This is a genomic window from Paenibacillus ihumii (assembly GCF_001403875.1).
GTDB lineage: Bacteria > Bacillota > Bacilli > Paenibacillales > Paenibacillaceae > Fontibacillus > Fontibacillus ihumii.
On the sequence record NZ_LN884299.1, the window covers coordinates 858,941 to 867,979 of the forward strand.

Annotated in this window: 10 protein-coding genes, 1 other RNA gene and 1 pseudogene; 3 read left to right on the plus strand and 9 right to left on the minus strand. The window is 47.4% G+C overall.

The window, feature by feature from the left end; translation table 11 throughout:
• Positions 1 to 4: 4 nt before the first annotated feature.
• From BN2762_RS11590 to ssrA, 8 genes are all read right to left on the minus strand, one after another.
• Complete coding sequence (locus BN2762_RS11590) at positions 5 to 1,318, minus strand: BaiN/RdsA family NAD(P)/FAD-dependent oxidoreductase (RefSeq protein WP_055107143.1); 1,314 nt, start codon at positions 1,316 to 1,318, stop codon at positions 5 to 7.
• Positions 1,319 to 1,522: 204 nt separating this feature from the next.
• Positions 1,523 to 1,957 (minus strand): HNH endonuclease, encoded by a 435-nt coding sequence (locus tag BN2762_RS26060; protein WP_074048621.1) that lies wholly within the window; start codon positions 1,955 to 1,957, stop codon positions 1,523 to 1,525.
• 310 nt (positions 1,958 to 2,267) lie between these two features.
• Positions 2,268 to 2,468 carry a molybdopterin cofactor-binding domain-containing protein gene (locus tag BN2762_RS26065; RefSeq protein WP_262362846.1) on the minus strand — a complete coding sequence of 67 codons (201 nt, stop codon included), beginning with the start codon at positions 2,466 to 2,468 and terminating at the stop codon, positions 2,268 to 2,270.
• A 184-nt stretch (positions 2,469 to 2,652) separates the two neighbouring features.
• Positions 2,653 to 3,258, minus strand: coding sequence for a response regulator transcription factor (locus tag BN2762_RS11595; protein WP_055107144.1), 606 nt, complete (start codon positions 3,256 to 3,258; stop codon positions 2,653 to 2,655).
• Positions 3,259 to 4,431, minus strand: a complete 1,173-nt coding sequence (locus tag BN2762_RS11600) for a sensor histidine kinase (protein ID WP_055107145.1) — start codon at positions 4,429 to 4,431, stop codon at positions 3,259 to 3,261. It lies immediately after the preceding gene.
• Positions 4,432 to 5,175 (minus strand): ABC transporter permease, encoded by a 744-nt coding sequence (locus BN2762_RS11605; RefSeq protein ID WP_055107146.1) that lies wholly within the window; start codon positions 5,173 to 5,175, stop codon positions 4,432 to 4,434.
• A gap of 27 nt (positions 5,176 to 5,202) precedes the next feature.
• On the minus strand, positions 5,203 to 6,108 hold the full coding sequence (locus tag BN2762_RS11610) for an ABC transporter ATP-binding protein (protein ID WP_055107147.1): 906 nt from the start codon (positions 6,106 to 6,108) through the stop codon (positions 5,203 to 5,205).
• 280 nt (positions 6,109 to 6,388) lie between these two features.
• Positions 6,389 to 6,752, minus strand: a transfer-messenger RNA (tmRNA) gene (ssrA, locus tag BN2762_RS26070).
• A 181-nt stretch (positions 6,753 to 6,933) separates the two neighbouring features.
• Here ssrA and BN2762_RS27710 point away from each other — a divergent pair.
• Positions 6,934 to 7,122 carry a hypothetical protein gene (locus BN2762_RS27710; protein WP_222861068.1) on the plus strand — a complete coding sequence of 63 codons (189 nt, stop codon included), beginning with the start codon at positions 6,934 to 6,936 and terminating at the stop codon, positions 7,120 to 7,122.
• Positions 7,112 to 7,975, plus strand: a complete 864-nt coding sequence (locus BN2762_RS11615) for a DUF2167 domain-containing protein (protein WP_055107148.1) — start codon at positions 7,112 to 7,114, stop codon at positions 7,973 to 7,975. Before BN2762_RS27710 ends, BN2762_RS11615 begins: the two co-directional genes overlap by 11 nt.
• A 269-nt stretch (positions 7,976 to 8,244) precedes the next feature.
• Here the strand turns inward: BN2762_RS11615 and smpB are convergent.
• A pseudogene (smpB, locus tag BN2762_RS11620) lies at positions 8,245 to 8,568 on the minus strand (SsrA-binding protein); the annotation flags it as partial.
• Positions 8,569 to 8,628: 60 nt separating this feature from the next.
• Between smpB and BN2762_RS11625 the strand changes: the two are divergent.
• Complete coding sequence (locus BN2762_RS11625; RefSeq protein ID WP_055107149.1) at positions 8,629 to 9,033, plus strand: hypothetical protein; 405 nt, start codon at positions 8,629 to 8,631, stop codon at positions 9,031 to 9,033.
• The last annotated feature ends 6 nt before the right edge of the window (positions 9,034 to 9,039 follow it).

Below are 9,039 nucleotides of genomic sequence, written 5' to 3' on the forward strand. Positions count from 1 at the left end.
GGCTTCATCTGAAAATATGTTTCCCTAACGCCATCGCGGCGGCATAACCGGAGCTCCAGGCCCATTGCAGGTTGTAACCCCCAAAGTCGCCGTCGACATCCATCACCTCGCCGGCCAAATAGAGCCCAGGCACGAGCTTAGATTCCAGCGTATCTGCGACGAGCTCTTTTGTAGCGATGCCGCCAGCTGTCGCTTGCGCGTGCTCAAAGCTGTGGGTCTCGGTCACTTTAAACTCCCAACACTTCAATAACTTATAGAAGATCTTTTTGGTTTTCCACGAGAGATCCTGGCAAAGCAGGTTCGGCTCTTGATCGATTTTCGCTTCCTTCAGCAGGACGGAGACCAGTTTCTTGTGTAAAAAACCGACGAAGGACTCCGCGACCGTCCGGTGCGCGAATGTTTCCCAGTTCTTGTCCAGAAATTCGATAACCTCTTCCTCCGTACGGTTCGGCATCAAATCGATGGATACCGTCACGGAATCTCTTTTTGCGAGGTGAACGGCTGCCTTCCGCCCAAGCTGCAGAATCGGTGGGCCAGAGAAGCCGTAGTCGGTAAAATGAATTTCGCCAGTTTCGCTGCGGGCAATTTTACCGTTCACAAGGATGTCGGCTCGTCCTTGGAGTTTGATGCCGGATAGCGCCTTCTGATATGGATATTTCACCTTCAATTGCACGAGGGCCGGAACAGGCTCGACCAAGGAATGCCCCATTCGCTGGGCAAGTGTATACCCGGATCCATCCGTCCCCGCATTCTGGCCGGTAAGACCTCCCGTACAAAGAAACAGATATTCGCTGGTATAAACAACCTGCTCCTCTGTTTCAGTTCGGCATGTAATCCTAAATCGTGGATGATCTGCCGATACGGTGACATCCAGCACTTTGTTATTAAGGTATACCGGAATGTTCCGCTCCTCTAAAGCAAGCTCGAAAATATCCACCACAGATGCAGCCTGTAGCGACATCGGGTACATTAAGCCCTCTTTCAATTTTGTAAACGGCAGTCCGAGCACATAAAAGAAATCAACGGTTTGACGGATGCCGAATTGCTGCAGCACAGGTAGCGGAAATTCAGCCTGACTGCCGTAATACTTGCGCGATAAGGCCACCGCTTCGTCATCCGTATCCGTCGTAGTGGAATCGTTCGTAATATTGCAACGACCGTCGCCTGTCATTGAGATTTTTTTCCCAATCCGGTCGTTACCCTCCAGAATGGCGGTATCAATACCCAAATCCCGCGCAGTAACGGCGGCCATAAGTCCTGATGCGCCTGCGCCGATAATAATCAACTTGTGGTGCAAGAAAGCCTGATCATTGTGCATGGTTGGTCAATGAACCCCTTATCCAATCGATTTATGTATAGGAAATGTGTTTTTTCCGAATGAAACTACACTATATCAAATTATAACACAGGAGTGTGCACCGCATAATCCCGGTAGAGTCTTCCTAACCTCACGTTCCATTACAGTAATACCCCAAATATAGCAAAACACCATCCTCAAGCGGATGGTGTTCATAATGGTTTTTTACAATTCACGATGTCTGTATTTAGCTCTAAAAATGCGCCAACAAAGCTTGATTAGATTAGGAACCGAATGTGCATTTTCGGCAAGATAAGAGAACGCAGTACGGTTTCCTCGCTTAGTATTACACTCGCTACATGAAGCAAGCAGATTGTGAGGAAGATCCGAGCCGCCTTTGCTTGAGGGGATAATATGGTCCACTGTCGTGGCGGGACGTCCGCACCATAAACAAGTGTGATGATCCCGTTGTAGCGCAACCTTTCGATAGTCACGAAATAAGAACGGGTTATAAAGCAATTGGATCGTCTCCTCATCAATCCAGACGGCACGCGAACGCTCGACTTCCCGCCAAGCTCGATGAGGCAAACATGGTGTTAGTTCTTGACCATCCATATTGAGTACCGATATCATTGTTCCCTCATTATGATTATGATTCATCTATTTCACTCCAACTGTACGAAATACTTGGACTTATTATAAACAAAAACACCATCCTCATGCGGATGGTGTTCATGATGGTGGAGACGAGGGGAGTTGAAACCTTGTCCGAAGATCACGCCACACGCTTTCTACGGGTGTAGCTGCAGTTTTTGATGTCACCTACTAAGACCCCCAGCAACGCGGTTGTTCTTAGGTCTGCGTGATTATCTTCTTCAGCACACCCCAGGCGGAGATGTGACAGCGTATCCCACTAAAGTTGGATACGGCCCTGTACAATCAGCACCAGCGCTCTGGTAATACCCGCCGCTTAATCTGTATACGCCCCAGAGTCAATCAAAAACGTATATTGACCGGCAATCAGCTTTCCTTCTTTGTCCGCCCCAAGTGCTATCGTGGCATGCAGACCGATGTGACAAGGAGCTGTAATCAAATCTTCTTCTCTGCTATATTCCAATTTCACCAATTTTCCGCCCACTGCCTTGGAAGCTAAATAGGCTGCTGACTGAATGTCTTTCGTCCATTTTCCCGAAGTACTATAGTCGTCTTTATTTTAACGCGTTCTTCAACAGCAAAAACCCACTACCTCATACGGTAGTGGATTAACATGGCAGAGGCTCCCTATCCGAAGGCAACGCCACATAAGCTTCTATGGGGGTAGTCCCAGAGCATATTACATCTTTAACGAGAGAACCTTAATCCAACCATCCCTTACTACGTGCGATATCTATCGCCTCGATCCGTGTATTCGCCCCGAGCTTCCCAATCGCTTCTGACATATAGTTCCGTACCGTTCCATAGGATAGAAACAGCTGTGCTCCAATATCTTGAAGAGCTAAGCCTTGGGCAGCCAACTTCATGACTTCACGCTCCCTGGGTGATAATGGACATGGGTCATCCCATACCGCGAGCGACAATTCTGCATTAATGACACGTTTCCCATCATAGACGCGACGAATCGCATCAGACAATTCCTCGCTGCCCGTATCTTTGAGAAGATATCCATAAACCCCTGTCTGCATAGCCCGTTGGAAATATCCAGGACGCGCGAATGTCGTCAGTATGATTACACGACAAGCTGACTTATTTTTTTGAATCGCTTCCGCAATATCTAACCCCGTTTTCAGTGGCATCTCAATATCCAGAACAGCTATATCTGGCTCATACTCCTGAATCATGGACATCACTTCTTCCCCATTTTCGGCTTGACCGACCACTTCAATATCATCTTCTAACGAAAGTAAAGTTGCCAGCGCTCCCCTTAATAGCTTTTGATCTTCTGCCAAAACAATACGAATCATCTAAGCTCTACCTACCTTTTCATTTCGTATTACCCTAGGTATATGTAAGGTGACTTCCGTCCCCTTGCCTGAGGACGAAGACAGCGACATACGACCGTCGACCATAACCAACCGCTGCCGTAATCCGGCGAGGCCATTACTGCTGGTATTGATTTGATCCGTATCTGCCCCAACACCGTCATCACTTACAGATACACGAACTTCCCCTTCCTGAATGTCTAGAAGAACGTTGCACTTTGTTGCTCGGCTATGGCGAACCACATTTGTAATCGTCTCGCGAAAACACATCGCCAAAATCGTCTCCTGCAAGGGTGTTAACGGAAGCGGATTGTTCACTAAAGCGTCTCCCGTCCCTACATGAGAAGGCCTGGGATCTGAAATCGATTGATATTGAAAGAAAAGCGGTATGCCCGCAGCTGAACATAACGATACAGCATGCTTATATTCTTCAGCGAAGGTTGTAACTTTCATCTCCGTAACCAGCTCACGCATTTGTTTCAAGGCTGCGCGTGCCGTTTCTCGCACTTCACGAGCCTCTTCTATCGCTCTCTCGGGATGACGATTGATCAGTTTCTCAATGACCTCCCCTTTTAGTGCAATTAATGACAGCGTATGTCCCAATGTATCATGTAATTCACGTGCGATCCGCTGGCGCTCCTCCTGCTGTGCCATTCGTTCAGCAGTGTCTGCTCGCAGTCGCGCAGACTTCTGTTGAAATCGAATCGAAGCTCGTATAATATACGGCAGAATACAGATGCCAAACATAGGCACCAGTCCTATCCATAATTGGCTGCCCATCTGATCCAAGTAAGGAACAGCGATAAATCCCATAGCTACAGTAAAAACTATCGTAATAGAAAGTAATATCGGCATCTTTTGTCTGCTCAGCGGAACAGCTATCATAAAGCCTATAAATGTATACATAGGGTGAAATACAGCGGCTAAAATTAAAAGTATCCCCACCTGAACCATCAATATTGGCGAGGCCCACTTTGCATAAAAGTAGAATTGTCGAAACAATAGAACGAATAGGCCTAACAGAACAAAGCCAAGCCACTGTATACTTGATGGCTCATAAAGTAAAAAATACAGGGGTATCACTAAATTCGTTAATAAAAAATAAGGGGCGACTCCTTCCGCCTTTGGAAAGAGACGCCATTTCTCTCTATTCAATTAGACCGCATCCCGTCGATTATAAATATAGATTGATAGTAGCATAAAAATAAGACCGCATCCTGTTAAAATTATGAAATCAATACTTGCTGGATTTTTTCCAGCGATCATATTCCATGCCCCATTGGCGTAACGGTGAGATGGGAGCCATTCCCCGACCGAGCCCATCCAACTTGGCAAAGTACTAAGCGGCATCCATAGCCCCCCCATAATAGCAAGCCCCATCTGTAATATATTTCCGATGGCAACGGAGGTATTCGCATTTTTAAGGGTTCCTAACAATGCACCAAGCGCCAGAAAAGAGATGCTCCCAATCCATAACCATAATCCGCATAAAATCCATTGCCCGGCTGTCAATTGTATATCATGAACAAGGCCAGCAGATAAAAATATAACAACAATGACGATCAAGTGAACAGCCATTTGCGATACAATTTTGCTGCCAATCCAGACTGCAGGAGATAGTGGAGTTAGCTTCAACAAGCGTACCCACCCGTCTTGATGCTCGAACGATAGACGGATACCAAATTGAGATACGGCTGTACCTATCAAACTGAATGCAGTCATCGACATCAATGAAAAAACACCCCAAGTGGTCGATTGAATCGATTGATCTACCCCATTCATACTCGCAAATAAAAAGTAAAAAGCAAGCGGCATCGCAATAGAGAAGAGTAAGAAAAAAGGACTGCGGATAATTCGTATACTTTCTGCCTTGGTCTGGGCAACAAACATATGTATCATAATTATTTTCCTCCTAAAAGTGTTTTATTATCGTATAATCGTTGGTTTATGTGAGCCTGTAAGACTTAAGAATGTATCTTCTAAGCTGGCAGATTGTATATCAATATCTGATATTCCCCATTCAGACTGCATCAGTGTAAATAACAATACATCGGTTTCTTGGGCATACAGACGAATTCGCTCGCCGTTGCACTCTGCTTTTTCTACACCAGGTAATGTGAGCCATTCCTGCTCCGCTGGCGCGTTCGCCGCTCGAAATGAAACGGTTCTAAGCGCTGTTTGAGCCTTTAAACCTTCTGGAGTCCCTTCCGCAACAACCTGTCCACTGGCGATGACTGCGATGTGATCTGCGACAGCATCAGCTTCGTCTAAATGATGTGTAGTTAAGAGCACGGTACGTCCGTCACTTGCCAGCGCTTGAATGGTGTCCCAAAAGCGGCCACGAGCCTCGATATCCATTCCGACTGTTGGTTCATCAAGCAGGAGAAGCTCTGGATTCCCCGCCAAGCTTTGGGCAAAAGCTAATCTCCGGCGTTGTCCTCCGGACAGGGAGGATGCGCGTCGTTTCTGATCCGCGTGGAGACCCGAAATGTCTAACAATCGCTCTAGCGACATCGGATTACGATAATAACTGCGGAACAATTGGAGCACTTCTTTGACCGTAAGTCCATCTGCTGCTTTAACATCCTGCAAAAGCGCTCCGACGCGTTGCCGTAATTCTTTTGTTCCAGACGGGACCCCCAAGACCCTGATTTCTCCGGAGGTGGGCTGTATCATTCCGAGGATCATGGAAATGGTTGTTGTCTTGCCTGCGCCATTCGGTCCGAGCAATGCTGAAATTTGTCCTTTCTCAAATGATAGATTCATATGATCAACGGCACAGTAGTCGCCGAATCTCTTTACCAGATTTATACATTCAATTGCCTTTTTCATTTTGTACTAACCTCCGTTAATTTCTTCTCCGTTACTCGATGTCCTTATTATATTGAATAAGCGCGAGATTCAATTAGTGTAGGTTGTCACAAGCCGGATATGACAAATGTCAGAAAAAAAGGCCAAAGCAAAAAAGAAGGACCTCTAGGCCCTTCTTCAGCATAACGTACATTCGACACTCTTTGATTGATGTGCCTTGCTTTGCAAACTTATAGCTAAGATCTGCATTTTTAATCGAACACAGCAAAAATCCACAACCTCATGCGGTTGTGGATTTACATGGTGGAGGCGAGGGGAGTCGAACCCCTGTCCGAAGGCAACGCCACATAAGCTTCTACGGGTGTAGTGACAGTTTTGATGTCACCCTAGAGACTCCCTGTCACCGGATTCCCTTCGGGTCAGCCTGTTTGTCTTCTTCAGCTAGCCGCAGGCGGAGACTAGACAGCGTATCCCACTAAAGTTGAGCCCTCATCCCGGTACATGGGCGATACAGAGCGAGAGCACGTCTGCAGGTTATTAAGCTGCGAGAGCGTAGTTTGTTTGTTGTTTGCCGTTTAATTGGCTTTAGCGTTGATAAAGCGGACGCGTCCCCACTACCCGCTACCTATGCTCGATCTACCCCCGTCGAATCCAAAAACGCCCCCGAAATAAGATAGGCGGTCATGTTCACAAGAACCGCAGCCTAGACGGCGACTCGAATGGGTCGGCAGCTCATGCCTGTTCATTTCGAGCATAAGTGCTACTTGCACTTATCATAGCAAATTCAGCGATGAATGCTCAATTTGCCTACAATCATTATACCACGTTTGCCAAGTTCCATGTCTGGTGATTTTATGGCAGGTAGACCATTATTGTATCAACCACGGTAGCGAAATGCAAGTTCCCAGCGCTACTGCAGCTTATAAGTTATTTTTAAACATTAAACTACAAAATATAACAGCATATGCCGATAATGAAATGGTTGAAAAACAAATCATGGAGAATGTGATGAAAGGAGGAGGTTATGAAAATTAGCCGGTTATTCAAAGATCATGCTGTACCTTTTATAATGGCATGGTTCCTAGTCATCAGTACCTTGGCTGCGCCGATCTCTGCCAGTGCGGAAGCCGTCAATGAAGCTACACTGAACTGGATTCAAGGCTCAAATCGTCCGCTTCCCGTAGGGACTATCGCCCAGGTTAGCATTAAAGAGGATTATTTGTTTCTGAATGGCGCTGATACCAAATCCTTTATCAGACAAGCTGGACAGCTCCCTTCCAATCAAGAAGTCGGCGCTATCTTTCCTATAGATGAGGACGCTTACTGGGTTGCCTATTTTGAATACGTTGATTCGGGGCATATCTCGGATGAAGAGAAGACAAATATCAATGTGGACAAGCTGCTGGATCGCTTCAAAAAAGGCACGGAGCAAGCCAACAAAGAAATTGCAGAGGAGAACCATCTGTATGTGGACGGCTGGGACATTCCGCCAACGTACAACGAATCCTCGAGAAGTCTTACTTGGTCGCTGCTCCTGCATGACTACAATGGGGACAATGCCGTGAACTATCATGTCCGAATATTGACACGCACAGGCTACCTGTCCGTCATTCTAGCCTCAGACCTCGAGAACCAGGCAGCAAATCGTGCAACTCTAGAGCGTGATATATTGCCGAACCTCAGGATTAATCCCGGACAAACCTATGAGGATTTTGACCCGTCGGTCGATAAACAGTCCAGTGTGGGATTAACGGGTCTTATCCTGGGAGGAGCCGGACTGGCCGTCGCCAAAAAAGCCGGACTGTTTGGATTGCTGGCCGTACTAATTAAAAAGATCTGGTTCGTAGTGATCCTGCCGTTCGTTTGGCTGTTCAGCAGGCTCCCCTGAAAAAGCAAGCAGCAGGAGCAGGCTGAATCGGAGCAAGCGGCTAGTCCAGAGAATGGACTCGACAACAGCTCGCATACATATCATTCAGAGGACGCTGAAGAAGCAGATTCCAGATTTAAATCGAAATTCGAACTGGAAGATGAAAATAAAAAGCCGCCACTGTCTCTATAAAAGAAATCAAAAAAACCTCAGATTTCAGCATGCACCACGCCGCTGAGGCCCGAGGTTTTGGCTTTTTCCAAGGTTTTGGCTTTTATAGTAAAGTAAAATTAACGCGCCACCTTCTGCTTCTCGCGAAGGATACGCTGAATATCACGCTGCGCATCGCGCTTGGCTGCGGCCTCCCGCTTGTCGTACTGCTTCTTCCCTTTACCAAGGCCGATCAGCAGCTTGGCGTAGCCGTTGCGGATATATATTTTCAGCGGCACGATTGAGTACCCTTCCTGCTTCGACAGGCCGAGCAGCTTGTTAATCTGCGCCTTATGCAGCAGAAGCTTGCGCGCTCGTGTCGGATCGGACGGATTATGCCGATTCCCCTGCTCAAACGGGCTCACGTGCATATTGTGAATGTGAATTTCACCATTGCGGATCGTGTGGCTGGAAGTCACATAGCTGCAGCTTCGATTGAACCACGCCATATTCAGCCTCAAGCCGTGCAGCTAGAGCATTTATCCGCTGAGCTTCAGCGGGAAGGCCTGCTGCCGGAGGGCGGCGTAAAAGGAAGTGATCTGGCCTTGGGCTCGATCAGCCGTTCTCATCTGCAGGCTGATGCGGTGGACGGAGCCGTATTACAGAGTGAATCGGTAGGATCGTCGCATATCGAGGCCGGTGCAGTGCAGGGATATCATCTGGCAGATGAGTCGATAGGGAGCCAGCATTTGTCTCCAGGCTTGGTGGAATCAGGCCACTTGGCGGAGGAGAGTGTGGCTGGAAGTCACATAGCTGCAGCTTCGATTGAACCACGCCATATTCAGCCTCAAGCCGTGCAGCTAGAGCATTTATCCGCTGAGCTTCAGCGGGAAGGCCTGCTGCCGGAGGGCGGCGTAAAGGGGAACTGATCTCCT

Bases quoted from the DNA above. Each gene is read 5' to 3' on its own strand.
- BN2762_RS11595 (WP_055107144.1), bottom strand. From the start codon at position 3,258: ATGATTCGTATTGTTTTGGCAGAAGATCAAAAGCTATTAAGGGGAGCG.
- BN2762_RS11590 (WP_055107143.1), bottom strand. From the start codon at position 1,318: ATGCACAATGATCAGGCTTTCTTGCACCACAAGTTGATTATTATCGGC.
- BN2762_RS26060 (WP_074048621.1), bottom strand. From the start codon at position 1,957: ATGAATCATAATCATAATGAGGGAACAATGATATCGGTACTCAATATG.
- BN2762_RS11605 (WP_055107146.1), bottom strand. From the start codon at position 5,175: ATGATACATATGTTTGTTGCCCAGACCAAGGCAGAAAGTATACGAATT.
- BN2762_RS11610 (WP_055107147.1), bottom strand. From the start codon at position 6,108: ATGAAAAAGGCAATTGAATGTATAAATCTGGTAAAGAGATTCGGCGAC.
- BN2762_RS11615 (WP_055107148.1), top strand. From the start codon at position 7,112: ATGAAAATTAGCCGGTTATTCAAAGATCATGCTGTACCTTTTATAATG.